General features: G+C 70.6%; 15 protein-coding genes. 8 read left to right on the plus strand and 7 right to left on the minus strand.

Features of this window, described 5'->3' with window-relative positions; translation table 11 throughout:
• Positions 1-16 precede the first annotated feature (16 nt).
• From OG430_RS28005 to OG430_RS28020, 4 genes are all read left to right on the plus strand, one after another.
• The gene (locus OG430_RS28005; protein ID WP_327355376.1) at positions 17-928 is read left to right on the plus strand and encodes an SDR family NAD(P)-dependent oxidoreductase; all 912 of its coding nucleotides are present in this window, start codon (positions 17-19) and stop codon (positions 926-928) included.
• Between the two features lie 159 nt (positions 929-1,087).
• Positions 1,088-2,284 carry an acyl-CoA dehydrogenase family protein gene (locus tag OG430_RS28010; RefSeq protein WP_327355377.1) on the plus strand — a complete coding sequence of 399 codons (1,197 nt, stop codon included), beginning with the start codon at positions 1,088-1,090 and terminating at the stop codon, positions 2,282-2,284.
• Between the two features lie 20 nt (positions 2,285-2,304).
• On the plus strand, positions 2,305-3,372 hold the full coding sequence (locus tag OG430_RS28015) for a Zn-dependent alcohol dehydrogenase (protein ID WP_327355378.1): 1,068 nt from the start codon (positions 2,305-2,307) through the stop codon (positions 3,370-3,372).
• A 154-nt stretch (positions 3,373-3,526) separates the two neighbouring features.
• The gene (locus OG430_RS28020) at positions 3,527-4,828 is read left to right on the plus strand and encodes an MFS transporter (protein WP_327355379.1); all 1,302 of its coding nucleotides are present in this window, start codon (positions 3,527-3,529) and stop codon (positions 4,826-4,828) included.
• Here OG430_RS28020 and OG430_RS28025 read toward each other — a convergent pair whose 3' ends face one another.
• On the minus strand, positions 4,829-5,854 hold the full coding sequence (locus tag OG430_RS28025) for a GlxA family transcriptional regulator (protein WP_327355381.1): 1,026 nt from the start codon (positions 5,852-5,854) through the stop codon (positions 4,829-4,831). It abuts the gene before it with no gap.
• Between the two features lie 62 nt (positions 5,855-5,916).
• Between OG430_RS28025 and OG430_RS28030 the strand changes: the two genes are divergently transcribed.
• Positions 5,917-7,287: an MFS transporter gene (locus OG430_RS28030; RefSeq protein WP_327355382.1), complete on the plus strand. Its 1,371-nt coding sequence runs from the start codon at positions 5,917-5,919 to the stop codon at positions 7,285-7,287.
• A gap of 34 nt (positions 7,288-7,321) precedes the next feature.
• On the opposite strand, the gene OG430_RS28035 is transcribed toward OG430_RS28030, so the two are convergent.
• From OG430_RS28035 to OG430_RS28055, 5 genes are all read right to left on the minus strand, one after another.
• Positions 7,322-7,912, minus strand: coding sequence for a flavin reductase family protein (locus OG430_RS28035; RefSeq protein WP_327359249.1), 591 nt, complete (start codon positions 7,910-7,912; stop codon positions 7,322-7,324).
• Between the two features lie 79 nt (positions 7,913-7,991).
• Positions 7,992-8,792 (minus strand): enoyl-CoA hydratase/isomerase family protein, encoded by an 801-nt coding sequence (locus OG430_RS28040; protein WP_327355383.1) that lies wholly within the window; start codon positions 8,790-8,792, stop codon positions 7,992-7,994.
• Between the two features lie 201 nt (positions 8,793-8,993).
• A complete protein-coding gene (locus tag OG430_RS28045; RefSeq protein WP_327355384.1) occupies positions 8,994-11,231 on the minus strand; it encodes an acetate--CoA ligase family protein in 2,238 nt (745 codons plus the stop codon).
• A gap of 265 nt (positions 11,232-11,496) precedes the next feature.
• Positions 11,497-12,981 (minus strand): flavin monoamine oxidase family protein, encoded by a 1,485-nt coding sequence (locus tag OG430_RS28050; protein WP_327355385.1) that lies wholly within the window; start codon positions 12,979-12,981, stop codon positions 11,497-11,499.
• Between the two features lie 233 nt (positions 12,982-13,214).
• The gene (locus OG430_RS28055; RefSeq protein ID WP_327355386.1) at positions 13,215-14,375 is read right to left on the minus strand and encodes a flavin-containing monooxygenase; all 1,161 of its coding nucleotides are present in this window, start codon (positions 14,373-14,375) and stop codon (positions 13,215-13,217) included.
• Positions 14,376-14,608: 233 nt separating this feature from the next.
• On the opposite strand from OG430_RS28055, the gene OG430_RS28060 reads away from it, so the two are divergent.
• From OG430_RS28060 to OG430_RS28070, 3 genes are read left to right on the plus strand one after another with little or no spacing between them, the layout of a single operon-like run.
• Positions 14,609-15,058, plus strand: a complete 450-nt coding sequence (locus OG430_RS28060; RefSeq protein ID WP_327355387.1) for a DoxX family membrane protein — start codon at positions 14,609-14,611, stop codon at positions 15,056-15,058.
• Positions 15,059-15,511, plus strand: coding sequence for a Zn-ribbon domain-containing OB-fold protein (locus OG430_RS28065; protein WP_327355388.1), 453 nt, complete (start codon positions 15,059-15,061; stop codon positions 15,509-15,511).
• Positions 15,512-15,541: 30 nt separating this feature from the next.
• Positions 15,542-16,165, plus strand: coding sequence for a GNAT family N-acetyltransferase (locus OG430_RS28070; protein WP_327355389.1), 624 nt, complete (start codon positions 15,542-15,544; stop codon positions 16,163-16,165).
• Positions 16,166-16,360: 195 nt separating this feature from the next.
• Here the strand turns inward: OG430_RS28070 and OG430_RS28075 are convergent, their stop codons facing one another.
• A complete protein-coding gene (locus OG430_RS28075) occupies positions 16,361-17,026 on the minus strand; it encodes a pyridoxine/pyridoxamine 5'-phosphate oxidase (RefSeq protein WP_327355390.1) in 666 nt (221 codons plus the stop codon).
• Positions 17,027-17,029: the final 3 nt, after the last annotated feature.

The following is a 17,029-nucleotide window of genomic DNA, read 5'->3' on the forward strand; positions in this document are numbered from 1 at the left end:
CGGGAAGGGGCCGGACGTGGGGAACTTCTTGGCAGGCAAGGTCGTCGCCGTCACCGGGGCCGGTCGAGGCATCGGCCGGGCCGTGGCGCTCGCGGCTGCCGCCGAGGGCGCGAAGGTCATCGTCAATGACTACGGCGTGTCCATCGAGGGTGGCGAGCCGACGAGTGAGGTCGCCGAGTCGGTGGTCAAAGAGATCGTCGCGGCGGGAGGTTCGGCCGTCGCGGTCGCCGATGACATTTCGACCATGGCCGGTGGGCAGCGGATCGTGGATACCGCGCTCGCGGAGTTCGGGCGCATCGACGGGGTGGTGTGCGTTGCCGGGATCCTGCGGGAGCGGATGCTCTTCAACATGTCCGAGGAGGAGTGGGACCCGGTGGTCGCCACTCACCTGAAGGGCACCTTCACCGTCTTCCGGGCTGCCGCCGCCGTCATGCGCAAGCAGGGCTCGGGGACCTTGATCGGGTTCACGAGCGGCAATCACCAAGGGTCGGTGGCGCAGGCCAACTACTCGGCTGCCAAGGGCGGGATCATCTCGCTGGTGCGTAGCGCTGCGCTGGGCTTGAACAAGTACGGGGTCACCGCCAATGCGGTGGCGCCTGTCGCTCGTACTCGGATGTCGGCGAATGTTCCGATGGAGTTGAAGGAGATCGGGGAGCCGGAGGATGTGGCTGCCCTGGTGGTGTATCTGCTCTCCGAGCGGGCTCGGGCCGAGGAGATCACTGGGCAGGTGTACACGATTGCGGGGCCGAAGATCGCGGTCTGGGCGCAGCCTCGTGAATTGCGGGCCGGGTACGCGGATGGGGCCTGGACGCCGGAGAAGATCGCGGACTTCCTGCCGGGGACGGTCGGGGTTGATCCGATGCCGATGCTGGCGCAGCTGAAGGCGATGGCTGAGGCTGCGGCCAAGAAGGATCGGCCCAACGCTTGATTTTCTCCCCGCCCCGCCCCTTCCCGAAAGTCTTCGACGACTGGGGCTTCGCCCCTGGCCCCCTTCGTCCTCAAACGCCGGACGGGCTGATTTGTGCCGGCGGCAGCCTTACGGGAAGGGGCGGGGCGGGAGAGATGTCCGTAACTCCTAGGAGGCACCGTGGACTTCAGGTTCGGGCCTGAGGATGAGGCGTTTCGCCAAGAGGCGCGGGCCTGGCTCGATGAGCATCTCGCCGGGGACTTCGCCGCCGCCAGAGGAAGGGGCGGGCCCGGTAGCGAGCATGAGGGGGGCGAGGCCCGTAGGGCCTGGGAGCGGGAGTTGGGGAAGGGCGGGTGGATCGGGCTCGGGTGGAACGCCGAGTTCGGGAACAGGGTCGCCGGCCTGACGCAGCAAGTCGTCTGGGCCGAGGAGTACGCCCGCGCCAAGGCCCCGGGCCGGTACGGCCACATCGGGGAGAACCTGCTCGCCCCCACCCTCCTCGCGTACGGCAGTGAGGAGCAGAAGGCGCGCTTTCTGCCTCCCATCGCCCGCGGCGAGGAACTTTGGTGCCAGGGCTACAGCGAACCCGACGCCGGGTCGGATCTGGCGGGGCTGCGGACCTCGGCGGTCCGTGACGGGGACACGTACCGCATCACGGGGCAGAAGATCTGGACGAGCCTCGCGCACGACGCGGACTGGTGTTTCGTCCTGGCCAGGACCGAGGAGGGGTCGAGCCGGCACCACGGGCTCAGCTTCCTGCTGGTGCCGATGGATCAGCCGGGACGGATCGAAGTGCGGCCGATCCGGCAGCTCACGGGCACGAGTGAGTTCAATGAAGTGTTCTTCGACGGGGCCGTGGCCGACGCCGCCCACGTCGTCGGCGGCGCGGGCAACGGGTGGGGCGTCGCCATGGGGCTGCTCGGCTTCGAGCGGGGCGTGTCCACTCTGGTGCAGCAGATCGGGTTCGCGGAGGAGCTTGCCCTGGTCGTGCAGGACGCCCTGGAGGCGGGGGCCGTGGCCGATCCAGTGGTGCGGGAGAGGCTCGTGCGGCAGTGGGCCGAGCTGCGGGCAATGCGGTTCAACGCCCTTCGTACGCTCGGGAGTTCGGAGCCAGATGCCGGGGCGCCGAGTGTGGCCAAGCTGCTCTGGGGGAGCTGGCATCGGCGGCTCGGGGAGCTCGCCATGCAGGTGCGCGGTGTCGCGGCCGCGATCGGGCCGGGGGACTGGTCCGCGCAGACGCCGTACGAACTCGATGCCATGCAGCGGCTGTTCCTGTTCACCCGGGCCGACACCATCTACGGCGGCTCGGACGAGATTCAGCGCAACATCATTGCCGAGCGCGTGCTCGGTCTGCCCAAGGAGCCCAAGGGGTCCTGAGAGTGTGACGGAGGGGTTCGATGAGGGGCGTCATCTTTGACGGCAAGCAGCCCGAGGTGGTCGACGACCTGGAGATACGTGACCCGGGGCCGGGGGAAGTGCTCGTCTCGATCGCGGCCGCCGGGCTGTGCCACAGCGATCTGTCCGTGATCGACGGGACCATTCCGTTTCCGGTGCCGGTGGTGCTCGGGCACGAGGGTGCGGGCGTCGTCGAGGCGGTCGGGGCCGGGGTCGGGCACGTGGCGGCCGGGGACCATGTGGCCCTTTCCACGCTGGCGAGTTGTGGGGCCTGCGCCGACTGTGACCGGGGGCGGCCGACCATGTGCCGCAAGGCGATCGGGATGCCGGGGCGGCCGTTCTCACGGGGTGGGGAGAAGCTGTTCCAGTTCGCTTCGAACTCGGCCTTCGCCGAGCGGACGCTGGTGAAGGCCGTCCAGGCCGTGAAGATTCCGTCGGACATTCCGCTGACTTCTGCTGCCCTCATCGGGTGCGGGGTGCTGACCGGGGTCGGGGCCGTGCTCAATCGCGCCAAGGTCGATCGCGGGGACACGGTGGTCGTCATCGGGGCCGGCGGGATCGGGCTCAATGTGCTGCAAGGCGCACGGATCGCGGGGGCCACGGTGATCGTGGCGGTGGATGCGAATCCGGCGAAGGAGGGGGCGGCTCGGCAGTTCGGGGCGACGCACTTCGTGGATGCGTCCGCTGTGGCCGATACGTCGGCTGCGGTCAAGGAGGTCCTGCCGACCGGGGCCGATCATGTCTTTGAGTGCGTGGGGAATCCGAAGCTGATTCGACAGGCCGTCGAGCTGCTTGATCGGCACGGGCAGGCGGTGCTGCTCGGGATGACCGCGCCGACCGTCGAGGCGTCGTTCCTGCCGGCGGGGATGTTCTTGGACAAGTCCATCCTGGGATGCCGGTATGGGTCTTCGCGGCCTCAGCGGGACATTCCGATGTATGCGGAGCTGTATCGGCAGGGGCGGTTGCTGCTCGATGAGTTGGTCACTCAGACCTATCCGGTCGAGGAGTTCGCGAAGGCTGCGGAGGATTTGCATGGGGGGAAGGTGGCGCGTGGGGTTCTGACGTTTTAGATTCCCCAGCCCGCCCCTTCCCGAAAGTCTTCGACGACTGGGGCTTTGCCCCTAGCCCCCTTTGTCCTCAAACGCCGGACGGGCTGACAAAGTCAGCCCGTCCGGCGTTTGAGGACATTCGGGAAGGGCGGGGCGGGGAGGATATCGTCCGCCCATGTCCCTGCGCGCGTACCGAGACGTACTTACCCGACCCGTCCTGACCTGGAGCGGCGTGGCCGTGGGGGCGCGGATGCCGGTGGCCATGGCGCCGCTCGCCGTGGTGTTTCTCGTGCGGGAGCGGCCCGGGGGATACACGCTGGGCGCGCTGCTCGCCGCCGTGTACGTGCTCGGCGAGATCGTCGGCGCCCCGCTGCTCGGCATGCGGCTCAAGGCCGAGCGGGCCCGGCCCGCGCTCGCCGGGGGACTGGCGGTGGGGGCCGCGGGGTTCGGGGCGCTCGGGGTGTTCCCCGGCGCGCATCCCGTCCTGCTCGCCGCCTTCGCGTTCATAGCCGGGGCCGGGCCGGCCGCCGCGCCCGGTGGACTGCGGGCCCTGCTCACCTCGTTGGTGCCCGAGCGGGTCGTGACGCAGGCGCTGAGTTACGAGACGACCCTGACCTTCGCGATCTGGGCGATCTCCCCGGCCGCCGTCGCCGGGCTCGCCCTCTCCCTGGATCCCCGTCTGCCGCTGCTGCTCGGCGCCGTGCTCATGGCCGCCGGGTGCGCGGGGATGTGGCGCCTGCCCGTCGGCTGGGAGAAGGAGGCCGCCGAACCGGGCGGCGAGTCGATGGTGCGGACCGTGGCGCGGGCCTGGCCGGTGTTCGTCACCGGCGCCGCCTCGCTCTCCCTGCTCGGCCTCGCCGAACTGATCCTCCCCGCCCTCCTTGAGCAGCGCGGCATCGGTGTCGGCTGGGCGGGGCCGTTGCTGGCCGGGTTCGCCGTCGGGTCGGGGGTCGGGGCGTTCCTGTACGGGCTGCGCGGGTCGTGGCCGGGGAGCCTGCCCGTGCAGTCGCTGGTGCTGATGTGTTCCGTGTCGGGGTGTGTGGTGCTGGTGGCCGTGCTGCCCTCGGGAGTGCTCATCGGGATCATGCTCGGCATCGCCGGGGTGCTGCAGGCCGGATCGATGATGACGCGGCAGCTCACGTTGCGGGCCGTGCTGCCGTCGAGCGCGCTCGCTGCGGCGTACTCCGTGATGTACGCGGCTGTGGGTGCGGGGTATGCCGCCGCGGGGACCCTGTCCGGGGCGCTGCTGAAGGTGACTTCGCCGTCCCTGGCGATTCTGGCGGGGGTGGGGCTGACTGTTGTGCTGACGGTTGTCGGTGCGGTGGGGGAGCGGGCCACTCGGGGCGGGCGGGGCAAAGAGATTCCCCTCCCCGCCCCTTCCCGAAAGCCTGACGGCACCTCGGGGGCTGCCGCCCCCGGACCCCTGCCCGGATCACGGCCTTCGGCCTCGTCCTCAAACGCCGGACGGGCTGAATGATCACACCCCGGACGGGCTGGACTTGAAGGTTCGCCGGTACGCCGTCGGCGTCACCCCCAGCGCCCCCTGCACGTGCTGCCGCATCGACTGCGCCGTTCCGAAGCCCGCGTCCCGGGCCACCTGGTCCATCGACAGGTCGCTCGACTCAAGCAAGTGGCGGGCCCGCTCCACGCGCTGCTGGGTGAGCCACTGGCCCGGGCTGATGCCGACCTCCTCGCGGAAGCGGCGGGTGAAGGTGCGTACCGACATCGACTCCTGCTCGGCCATGTCGCGCAGCTGGATCGGCTCGTGGAGGCGGCCGAGCGCCCAGGCCCTGGCGGCCGTCGTGGTGGCCAACTGGGGCTCGGGGACCGGGCGTTCGACGTACTGGGCCTGGCCGCCGTCGCGGTGCGGGGGCACGACCGTGTAGCGGGCCACGTAGTTGGCGACCGCCGTGCCGTGGTCGCGGCGCACCAGGTGCAGACAGAGGTCGACGCCCGCGGCGACGCCGGCCGAGGTCAGTACGTCGCCGTCGTCGATGAACAGGACGTCCGCGTCGACCTCGATCTTCGGGAAGAGCTCCTGGAAGTGCTCCGCGTGGTGCCAGTGCGTGGTCGCGCGCCGGCCGTCGAGGTATCCGGCCGCGGCGAGTACGTATCCGCCCGTGCAGATCGAGACGAGCCGGGTGCCCGGCCTGATGTGGGCCAGTGCGGCGGCGAGTTCGTCGGTGAGGCGGCCCTCCTCGAAGACCGGACCCAGCTCGTACGAGGCCGGGACGACGACCGTGTCCGCGGTGGCCAGTGCCTCCGGCCCGTTCTCGACCACGATCGAGAAGTCCGAGTCGGTGCGGACGGGGCCGGGCGGGCGGACGGAGCACGTGATGATTTCGTACAGCTTGTGCCCGTTCGCGTCTTTCGCCCGGCCGAAGATGCGGTGCGGGATGCCGAGTTCGAAGGGGAGCAGGCCGTCGAGGGCGAGGACGACGACACGGTGGCGCTTCGGGAGGGCGGGCTCCGGGAGGGCGGGGGGAGTGGACGCGGTGGCCATGGCTCGATCCTAGCGAAGTGTGTCCTTCGGGCCAGTCGTGCGGGGTGATTCCGGCCATCAGGATGGTTGACGTGACGCAGACAACCGAAGCCCAGGACGCAGCCCGGGACGTAGCCGCGGAAGTACCCGCAGACGCGCAGGAACCGCAGGTCGCGGGCCGGACCGAGGGGCGTATCCACCGCGCCTGGTACGTGGCCGCCGTGACCTTCGTGACGATCCTCGGCGCCGCCGCCTTCCGTGCCCTTCCCGGCCTTCTCATCGACCCGCTGCACCAGGAGTTCCACTGGTCGCGCGGCACGATCGGCTTCGCCGTCTCCGTCAATCTCGCGCTGTACGGACTCACCGCACCGTTCGCCGCCGCGCTGATGGACCGCTTCGGCATACGTCGCGTCGTCGCGCTCGCCCTCACCGTCATCGCGATCGGCACCGGGCTCACCCTGTGGATGACGGCCGCCTGGCAGCTCATCCTGTACTGGGGCGTCCTCGTCGGCCTCGGCTCCGGCTCGATGGCACTGGCCTTCGCGGCGACCGTCACCAACCGGTGGTTCACCGAGAAGCGCGGCCTGGTCACCGGCATCCTCACCGCCGCCGGCGCCTCCGGGCAGCTGGTCTTCCTACCGCTGCTCTCCTGGATGGTCACCGAGCACGGCTGGCACCCGGCCGCGATCACGGTCGCGCTGACCGCACTCGCCGTCGTGCCCTTCGTGTGGCTGCTGCTTCGCGACCACCCGGCGGACGTGGGGCTAGCGCCTTACGGGGCCGAGGAGTTCGTGCCCAAGCCTCCGCCGGCCGTGGGCGCCGCGCGGCGTACCGTCAAGGTTCTCTTCTCGGCCGCCAGGACCGGCCCCTTCTGGCTCCTCGCAGGCACCTTCGCGATCTGTGGCGCCTCGACCAACGGCCTGATCCAGACCCACTTCGTGCCCGCCGCCCACGACCACGGCATGCCGATGCAGGCCGCGGCCTCGCTGCTCGCGGTGATCGGGGTCGCCGACGTCGCCGGCACGATCTTCTCGGGCTGGCTCACCGACCGCTTCGACTCGCGGCGCCTGCTCGCCGCGTACTACTCGCTGCGCGGCATCTCGCTGCTGTTCCTGCCGATGCTGCTCGTGCAGGGCGCCGGGGACGTCCGGCCGCCGATGATCTTCTTCATCGTCTTCTACGGCCTCGACTGGGTGGCCACGGTCCCGCCCACGCTCGCCCTCTGCCGTGAGCACTACGGCGAGGACTCGGCGATCGTCTTCGGCTGGGTCCTCGCCTCGCACCAGGTGGGCGCGGCGATCGTCGCCTTCCTCGGCGGGGTGGCGCGGGACAACTTCGGGTCGTACGACGTGGTCTGGTACACGTCGGGCGCGCTGTGCGCCGCGGCCGCGCTGATGGCCGTCGTCATCCGTAAGGGCAGGCGTGCGGAGGAACTGGCGGTCACTGCCGCGTAGTTCGTACGTTGTCACGTCGCCGGAGTGGGCTTCCTCAGGCCTGGAACTGGCCGAACTTGCCCTGGTGGAAGAGCAGCGGTTCGCCCGCCTCGGTCGCCCCGAGCGCATCGACCCGGCCCACCACGATCAGGTGGTCCCCGCCCGTGTGCACCGCGTGGATCGTGCAGTCGAGCCACGCGGGTACGCCGTCGAGGCGGGGTGCGCCGGAGGACGGGGCCGCGTCATAGGTGACGCCGGCGAACTTGTCGCCGCCGCTGACGGCGAAGCCCCGGCAGAGCGTGCCCTGTTCGGCGCCCAGGATGTTGACGCAGAAGGTGCCCGCCTGGGCGATGCGCGGCCAGGTCGTCGACGTACGCGCGACCATGAACGCGATCAGTGGCGGGTCGAGGGACAGCGAGGCGAAGGACTGGCAGGCGAAGCCGGCCGGGCCCTCGTCGTCCAGCGCCGTGATCACGGTGACGCCGGAGGCGAAGTGTCCCAGCACGCGCCGGAATTCGGCCCCGTCGAGCGGCAGCCGCTCGTCTTCGCCGACCGCGCGCAGATCTGGGCGGGGCAGTGCTTCGACTGGCTCGGCGACCGTGGAGGCGCCGACCGACCTGAGGTATCGGACGGCGGTGGCCGCCATCCCTGCGTGTCCCATCACGTCACCCATTGAAGCTGACGGGGTGTCAGATTGGAAGGGGTGAGCGGGGGTTGGTAACCCCTCAACGACCCCTGTATTCGGGCGAGCGGCGCTCCACGAAGCTCGCCACGCCCTCGTTGGCGTCCCGCGTCGTCATGTTGATCTCCTGGGCGGTGGCCTCGGCGGCGAAGGCGGCCCTGCGGTCCGACTCCAGGGAGGCGTTAACGAGCTGCTTCGTCATGGCGAGGGCGCGGGTCGGACCCTGGGCGAGGCGTTCGGCCCACTCGCGGGCAGTCTTCTCCAGGTCCTCGGCCGGGACGACCCGGTTGACGAGCCCGAGGCGTTCGGCCTCCGCAGCCGGCACGGAGTCGCCGAAGAACATGAGCTCCTTCGCGCGCTGCGGGCCGATCAGGCGGGGCAGGAGGTAGGCGCCGCCGCCGTCGGGGACGAGGCCGCGGCGTACGAACACCTCGATGAACTTGGCGTTCTCCGCCGCGATGACCAGGTCGCAGGCGAAGGCGAGGTGCGCGCCGATGCCGGCGGCCGTGCCGTTCACCGCGGCTATCACCGGCTTTTCGCAATCCATGATGGCGGCGATGAAGCGTTGGGCTCCGCGTTGGATGGTGCGGGCCACGTCTCCTGGGATGCGCTCCGCGGGTGCGGGGCCGCCTCGGATGTCGGCTCCTGCGCAGAAGCCCTTGCCTGTCGCGGTGATGACCACGGATCGGATGTCGGGGTCTGCGGAGGCTTCCGCGAGCAGGGTGATGATGCGCTCACGCTGGTCCCAGGTGACGGCGTTCATGGCTGCCGGCCGGTTGAGCGTGATCCAGCTGACGTTGCTGGTGACGGTGTGCAGGACTTCGTCGGCGGTGGTGTCTGTCATTGGGGCTCCTGGAGGTTTGTCGGGTGCGGGTTCGTTGCGCCTGCGGCGGGCATTTCCCCCACCCCGCCCCTTCCCGAAAGGCTGCCGCCGGCATTCTGGGCGGGGGCTGGTAGAACCAGCCCGTCCGGCGTTTGAGGACACCGCCCGAAGGGCGGAAGGCTTCGCAGAATTACGGGAAGGGGCGGGGTGGGGGAAAATCTCTCACCGGCAGACAGCCAACGCGTCCAGCGCAACCGCCCCCTGCCCCCTGGGCAGCACCATCAGCGGATTGATGTCCAACTCCGAGAGCTCATCGCCGAGTTCGAGCGCCATGCGCTGCACGCGGAGGACGACCTCGATCAAAGCGTCCACGTCCACCGGAGGCCCACCCCGCACCCCCTCGAGCAGCGCCCGCCCACGCAGCTCCGAAAGCATCGCCCGAGCCTGGTCCTCGCCGAACGGCGGCACCCGTACCGCCGCGTCCTGCAGGACCTCGACCAGGACGCCGCCGAGCCCGACCGTCACCGTCGGGCCGAAGAGCGAGTCCTGGGTGACGCCGACGACCATCTCGACGCCCCGCTCGACCATCTGGCAGACCAGTACGCCGTCGAGGTCGATGCCCTCGTAGCGCGCGATGTCAGTGAGCTCGCGGTAGGCGTCCCGGACCTGGCTCGCCGAGGTCAACCCGACCTTCACCAGGCCGAGTTCGGTCTTGTGGGCCAGGCGGGCGCCGGACGCCTTCATCACCACCGGGTAGCCGACCAGGCCCGCCGCCCGCACGGCCGCCGCCGCGCTCGTCACCAGTTGCTCGCGCGGGACGCGTATCCCGTACGCGCGCAGCAGCTGCTTCGCCGCGTGCTCGCTGAGCTGCTGGCCGGGGCGCATCAGGGCCTGGGCCTTGCGGAAGGAGGGGGAGTGGGTGCGGGGGGCCTCGTCGAAGGGCGAGGTGTACGAGGCGGTGAAGCGGGAGTGCTGCAGGTGGGCGCGTACCGCCGTGATGCAGTTGGAGAAGGTGCGGAAGGTCGCGACCCGGGAGGAGCCGAGGAGCGTCTCGCGGTACGCCGCCTCCGTGCCGAGCGGCGAACCCCACACCACGCACACCAGCTTGTCCGTCTGCTCGGCCGCGTCCACCAGGTCCTGCGCGAGCTTGTCGCTCATGGGCGGGAAGGGACCGGTGATCGGACAGATCAGCACCCCCACCGAGGGATCCGCCAGGATCGCGTCGATGATCTTGCGGCCGCGCCAGTCGCCCACCGGGTGGCCGCCGTTGTCGACGGGGTTGGCGACGTTCAGGTACTCGGGGATCCACTGGTGCAGCTCGTCCTGCTTGGCGGCACAGAGGGTGGGCAGGTCGAGGCCCGCCTCGGTCGCCAGGTCGGAGAAGTGGGCGCCCGTGCCGCCGGATATGGAGTAGACGACCACGCCGTCGGCCTGCGGCTTGCGGGCCCGGGCCAACGTGGCTGCGGTGTCCTGGAGTTCGTCCAGGCCGTCGACGCGGATCACGCCGAACTGGCGCATCGCCGCGTCCACCACCTTGTCCGCGCCGGTCAGCTTGCCGGTGTGGGACGCGGCCATCCGGGCGCCGGTCTCGGTGCGGCCGACCTTGACCGCGACGACCGGGACGCCGGCGCGGGCCGCGCGGTCGGCGGCGAGCAGGAAGGAGCGGCCGTCCTTGAGGCCCTCGACGTAACAGGCGATGGCGCCGACCTCGGGCTGCTCGGCGAAGTAGGAGATGAAGTCGGAGGTCTCCAGGTCGGCCTCGTTGCCGGTGGGGGCCCAGTGCGAGAGGCGTACGCCCAGTTCCTGCATGGTGAAGACGGGCCTGCCCTGGTGTCCCGACTGGGTGATCAGGGCGATCGCCGGTCCTTCGAGGTCGTCGCGGAACTTCTCGAAGGCGTTGAGGTTCGTGTTCGGGCCGAGCAGGCGGATGCCCGAGCGCTCGACCGCGGCCGCGAGGCGGGCCTGCGCGGCCGCGCCCTCCGCGCCCGTCTCGGCGAAACCGGAGGCGAACGCGACGGCGAACTTCACCTTGGACTCGGCCAGTTCCTCGATCACAGGCAGCGGATCGCCGACGAGGAGCACGGCCAGGTCGACCTGCTCGGGCAGGTCCGCGACCGACGGGAAGCAGTCGAGGCCGAAGACCGACTCGCGGGTCGGGTGCACCGGGTACAGACGGGCGCCGACCCGCTCTGCCCAGGCCATCAGCTGGCGCGTGATGCCCGTGTTGGGGCGGCCCTCGGCGTCCGAGGCGCCGATCACGGCGACGGACTCGGGGCGGAAGAAGCGGTCCAGGTCAGGGACTTCGGCGTGCAGCGGCCGGCCGCTGACGTCCACATCGGTGCCGGCGCCCTCCGGGCCCGTGCTGCTGTGCACGGCCGCGTGCGGGCGCTGCTCTCCGCAGGCCACCACATGGGCCGGGCGGGAGTCGGTGCTGAGGGTGCCGTGAGTCGATCCAAGCATCGCTGACGCCCGCCTCCTGGGTGCTCCTGTAACGGTCTACGTCCGGTCTGCGTCCGGTCCAACGTCCGATCCATGCAACTGACGCATAGTCAGATTACTGAACTGACGGCCCGTCAGGAACAGGCTTGCGTGCAAAGAAGCAACCGGATGAGCCCAAAAAGCGGCGGCGGGCGGGGAATTTGACCTGTTCCCTACCCGCCGCAAGCCTTCTTGACCCGTGATCAGAGCGCCGCTCGCCGTGATCCGGAGTGCCGTGCCCGATGACTCAGAGCACCGCGAGGACCTCCTTGGCCACGCGCTCGCCGGAGCGCACCGCGCCGTCCATGTATCCGTTCCAGTACGTGGACGTCTCGGTCCCCGCCCAGTGGATGCCGCCCACCGGCCTGCGCAGCTCGGGCCCGTACTGGGTCAGCACACCGGGTGGCGCATAGGCTACCGGACCGCCGCGCGTGTAGCCCTCGTTGTCCCAGCGCTGGAGCAGGAAGGCGGTCGGGGTCTTGGCCTTGTCGCCGAAGAACGCGGCGTAGTTCGCGAGCACGACGGCCTTCACCTCGGCCTCGCTCGCGCCGTTGAGCCTGCGCATCTCGTCGGACTCGATGAAGCCCATGAGTGCGCCGTACGACCCGTCCTGCGGCGAGTTGTCGAAGGTCGAGCGGATCGCGCCGGTGTCGCTGAGGGCCTGGCCGTTGAGGCCTTGCTCGCGCCAGAAGGGCTTGTCGTACACGGCGACCGCCTTGCCCACCGAGCCCATCGGAAGGCGCTGGCTCAGCTGGTCGCGGGCGGCCGGGAGCAGCGGGTCGTACTCGATCCGGGCCGCGAGCGACGGCGGGATCGCGACGACGACGCGACGCGCGGACACGCTCACGCCCCCGTCCGCGGCCACGGTCAGCCGGTCACCGGACTTGGTGATGGTGCGCACGGGCGCGTCGAGCAGCACCTTGTCGCCCAGCGTCGCCGCCAGCTTGATCGGGACCTGCTGCGAGCCGCCGACGAAGCGGGTCGCCTGGGCGCCGTTCGCGGTCTCGGTGAGGCGCTCGAAGGTGCCGGGGGTCGACTCGTTGCCGGCGGCCGCGATGTAGAACAGCACGAAGAGGAGCGAGAGTTCGCGGGGCTCGGCGGAGAAGACCGAGGTGCAGGCCACGTCGAAGAGGAACTTGGCCGACGGGATCACGGCGTTGTGCTTCAGCCAGGTCTCGAAGGTCTGCTGGTCCCATTCCTGGGCCTTCTCGGCGGTCCAGGGAGCGTTCACCGGGACCTTCTTGGCCAGGTCGTTGAGGAGCGCCTGTACGACGGCGGCGTTCGCGAGGCCCGCGGCGTCGATGGGCGGGACGGCGCCCAGGAGGCCGTCGGTGGCGTACGGGGTGCGCTTGCCGTCCTTGTAGAGCAGGTTCTTGCCCGCGTTGTACGTGGCGAAGGTGGCCACGCCCACCTCGTCGGCGAGGGCCTTGATGCGGTCCTGGGTGGGGCCGATGAACTCGCCGCCGCCCTCGGTGGCGTCGCCGTTCGGGAGCTTGAGGTTGAGGACGCGTCCTCCGACGCGGTCTCTCGCCTCCAGGACGAGCACGCTCTTGCCCGCCTTTGCGAGGTCCCTCGCGGTGGTCAGGCCTGCGAGGCCTGCGCCGATTATGGCTACGTCCACTTCGCGGGTCGCTGCTGCGGCGGGGCTTGCGGTGGTTCCGATCAGGGTGCCTGCGCCTGCGGCGGCGGTGCCCAGCAGGGCTCGGCGGGTGATCTGTCTTTCGCGTGCCACGTGCGTCCTCCATGGGTTGGTGGAACTCGGGTGCAGCGTGCGGGTTGTGTGCGCCTGCGGCGGGCTGGGTCCCCTACCCGCCCCTTCCCTAAATTCTGCGAAGCCTTCCGCCCTTCGGGCGGTGTCCTCAAACGCCGGACGGGCTGATAAATCAGCCCGTCCGGCGTTTGAGGACATCTTTGACGCCGACGGCAGTCTTACGGGAAGGGGCGGGGTGGGGAAACAAAAGGCCGTCAGCGAGCCAGTACCTTCGCGATGCGCCCTGCGTCGATCGCGATCTCCCTGAACATCCCGGAGATCGGGTTGGTGTAGCCCTGGAAGAAGAGGTCCGGGGCCTGCTCAGGAGACCGAGCTCCGGTCGTCAGAGGCCGCCCCTGTGGGTCGAGCACGCCCAGATGCCCCACCAGCCCCTCCAGCGCCCGTGAATACCCCGTCGCCGCGATCACCACATCGGGCTCGATCCGGGACCCGTCCGCCAGGACGACCTTGCCGGATTCGAAGGAGGACACCGCCGCGACCGGCTCGACGGAACCCTTCTGGACCGCCGCGATCAACCCCACGTCCTGCACGGGAATCGAGCCCTCGCGGACCCGCGAGTACAGTCCCGCCGAGGGCCGCGGCAGGCCCTGCGCGGAAAGGTCGGGGATGCTCAGCTTCGCCATGGGCCCGGCCAGCTTGTCGACCCACGAGACCGGCAGGCGGCGGCAGAGGATGCCGGTGAGCTGGGCCGGCCAGCCCGCGGTGGAGCGGCGCACGATGTGCGGGGCGGTGCGGACTGCCAGACGGACGCGGGAGGCGCCGCCCTCCACCAGGTCGACCGCGATCTCCGCGCCGGTGTTGCCGACACCGACCACGAGGACGTCCTTGCCCGCGTACGGCGCGGCATTGCGGTACTCGCCCGCGTGCAGCAGCTCGCCCGTGAAGGAGGAGGCGCCGGGCCAGTCCGGCAGCCGGGGCGTGTGGTTGTACCCCGTGGCGACGACCACCGCCGAACCCGTCAACTCCCGCCCGCCGGTGGCGTGCAGCAGCCAGCCCGAGCCGTCCTCGGCCCGGTCGATCCGGTTGACCTCGACGCCGGTGATGATCTCCAGCTCGTGGTACTCGGCGTACTTCTCCAGATAGCGGATCACGTTGTCACGCGACACCCAGCGTCCGAAGGAGCGCGGCATCCCGAGGCCCGGCAGGGCCGAGAGCCGGCGCGTGGTGTGCAGGTGCAGGCGGTCGTAGTGGCGTCGCCAGGAGGCCCCGACGGACTCGGACTTCTCCAGTACGACGGCTCGGAGCCCCTGCGCGCGCAGCGATGCCGCCGCCGCGAGACCGCCGGGGCCGCCGCCTATGACATAGACGGGGCGGTCCTGGGTGCGGTCCAGGTCGGTGTGCGAGGTGTCGGCCATGAGCGGGAGCGTAATGACCCTGTCAATGGATGGGGTGCGGTCCATGGTCAATCCGGTTGCGAATTGATCACGCCCCGGCGGGATGCTCCCGAATGCCCCATGCCCATGCCTCATGTCCCGGCGATGCCCCAGGCCCGCCCCTTGCGCAAGAGGCGTCCCATCCGCTGAACTGACGTACCGTCAGAAACGTACCGGGGCGTGACGGGGCGAGTGGACCCGACGAGGGGATGGGCATGGAGACGATCTGGCTGAGCGGTGCCGAATGGCTCGCCGTGCTGCGCATCGGCCTCGGGCTGTGGTGGCTGGAGAGCTGGCGGCACAAGGACAAGAAGGGCTGGTTCGAGCGCGGGACCGGCATCGCCTGGGCCGCCGACGTGGCCGGGAAGCACAAGTGGGGGGCCGTGAAGAACGGCTTCGACACGATCGTGGCGCCTCGGCCCAAGACGATGGCGTACGTCGTCGTCTATGCCGAACTCGCCCTGGGGCTCGGCCTGATCGTCGGCTTCCTCACCCCGATCGCGCTGGTCGGCGGGCTGCTGCTCAATCTGCTCTACCTCGTGCTGATGATCCACGACTGGGCCGAGCAGGGGCAGAACGCGATGATGGCGCTGATCTCGTTCATCGCCCTGGTGGGGATGTCCTGGCAGAGCTGGTCGCTCGACAACGCGATGGGACTGTTCTGAGTGAGTACGCCGACGACCCCCCGGCCCCGGTTCGACCTCCCGGACATCGACGCCTTCACCCAGCCCTACTGGGACGCCGCCGCCGAGGGGCAGTTGCTGCTCCGCCGGTGCCGGGCCTGTGCGCGGGCGCATCACTATCCGCGCGAGTTCTGCCCGCACTGCTGGAGCGAGGACGTCGAGTGGGAGGCCGCGAGTGGCCGGGCCACGCTCTACACCTGGTCCGTCGTGCACCGCAACGACCTGCCGCCCTTCGGGACGCGTACGCCCTATGTCGCGGCCGTGGTCGATCTGGCCGAGGGGCCGCGCATGATGACCGAGGTGGTGGAGTGCGCGGAGGCGGACCTGGCGATCGGGATGGAGCTGGCGGTGACGTTCCGCGAGGAGGGCGGGGGCGGCGAGGGCGGCGAGAGTGAACGGGCCGTGGCCGTCGCGGTGTTCCGGCCACGGACCTGACCGACGGGGTCTTCGGGGTTGAATGGGCCCATGACGAAGGGGACTGGGCCCGTGACCCGCCGGCTGGTGTGCACCGAACTGCGCGGCGACGGGCTGCTGCTGCGCCCCTGGGACCCGGCGTCCGACGCGGATGCCGAGGCGATGCTCACCGGGGTCACCGACCCGGAGTTCAAGCTCTGGAACAACCCGGCCAAGCCGATCGAGGACCTGGCCGGTGCGCGCGAGGCGCTGCGGAACCGGGCCCGGCAGTGGGACGAGGGCGTCGCGGGTTCGTACTGCGTGACCGATGAGGTGACGGGCCGCATCCTCGGCAGCATCTCGCTCATCTCGGTGTACTGGCCCAACCGCAACGGCACCATCGGCTACTGGGTGCTGCCCGACGCCCGCGGCAAGCGCGTCGCCACCCGCTCGCTCGGGCTGCTCGCCGACTGGGCGTTCGGGCTCGGCGTGCACCGCCTCGCCCTCGACCACGTCGTGGCCAACGAGGCCTCCTGCCGGGTCGCCGAACGGTGCGGATTCGTCGGCGAGGGCATCCTGCGCGGCTCACACCTCAACGCCGACGGCACCTTCTCGAACGCCCACATGCACGCCCGCCTCGCCACGGATCGCCCGGCGACCCCGGCAACGTCGACGACCCCGGCAGACAAGGCCTAGGGCCTGTCTTCAAACTCCCGTCGTCGCCCGAAGGGCGGCCCCGCGGCGTCTGGTGCGTGCGCTCGGCGTGCCGGGTGGAAGCCCTCGTACTGGACGTACTTGGGCTTTCGCCCGGTGCGGCGAGCGTGCGCCCGCTGCGGCAGCAGCTGATGTCACTGCGGCGTCGCGGGGCAGGCGGGAGTTTGAAGGCAGGCCCTAGGGCCAGAGCAGTTCCCGGGTCCAGTCACTGTCCGGGGCCTCCCGCCGGTACCGGACCCGCACGTGCCGACGCTGTGCGTCCCCCTGGAAGTACTCGACCTCGTCCGGCTCCAGCACGTACAGGGTCCACGTCGGCGATTCCGCGTCCGGCTCCGCCTGCGCCCGCTCCCACGCGGCGGCGGACGAGGTCGCCAACTCCCCCTGTGATCCGAGCACTTCGCTCTGCCGCCCGACCAGCGCGGCCGCGAGGGCGCCCGTCGAGCGGGCGTGCAGGTCCGCCTGGGCCTCGGCGGGCGGTGCGGTCCGCACCCGGCCCCGGATGCGGATCTGGCGGCCCTGCGCCGGCCAGTAGAAGTGCAGCGCGGCCTCGGGGCGGGCCGCGAGCTGGCGGCCCTTGCGGCTGGTCGCGTGCGAGGCGAAGTGCCAGCCGTGCGCGTCCGCGTCGTGCAGCATCACCGTGCGTACGTCGGGCCGGCCGGACCCGTCCGCGGTGGCCAGGCCCATGGTGTGCGGCTCGGGCTGTCCGGCGGCGACCGCCTCGGCGAACCACGCGTGGAACAGCTCCACGGGTTCAGCGGGCGCGGTCGCCGGGTCGAACGCGGGCAGCTCGATGTCCCAGACCCGCCGGGACCTCAGCAGCTCGGTGAAGTGTTCGTGGCTCATCCC

This window comes from Streptomyces sp. NBC_01304, assembly GCF_035975855.1.
Taxonomy (GTDB): Bacteria; Actinomycetota; Actinomycetes; order Streptomycetales; family Streptomycetaceae; genus Streptomyces.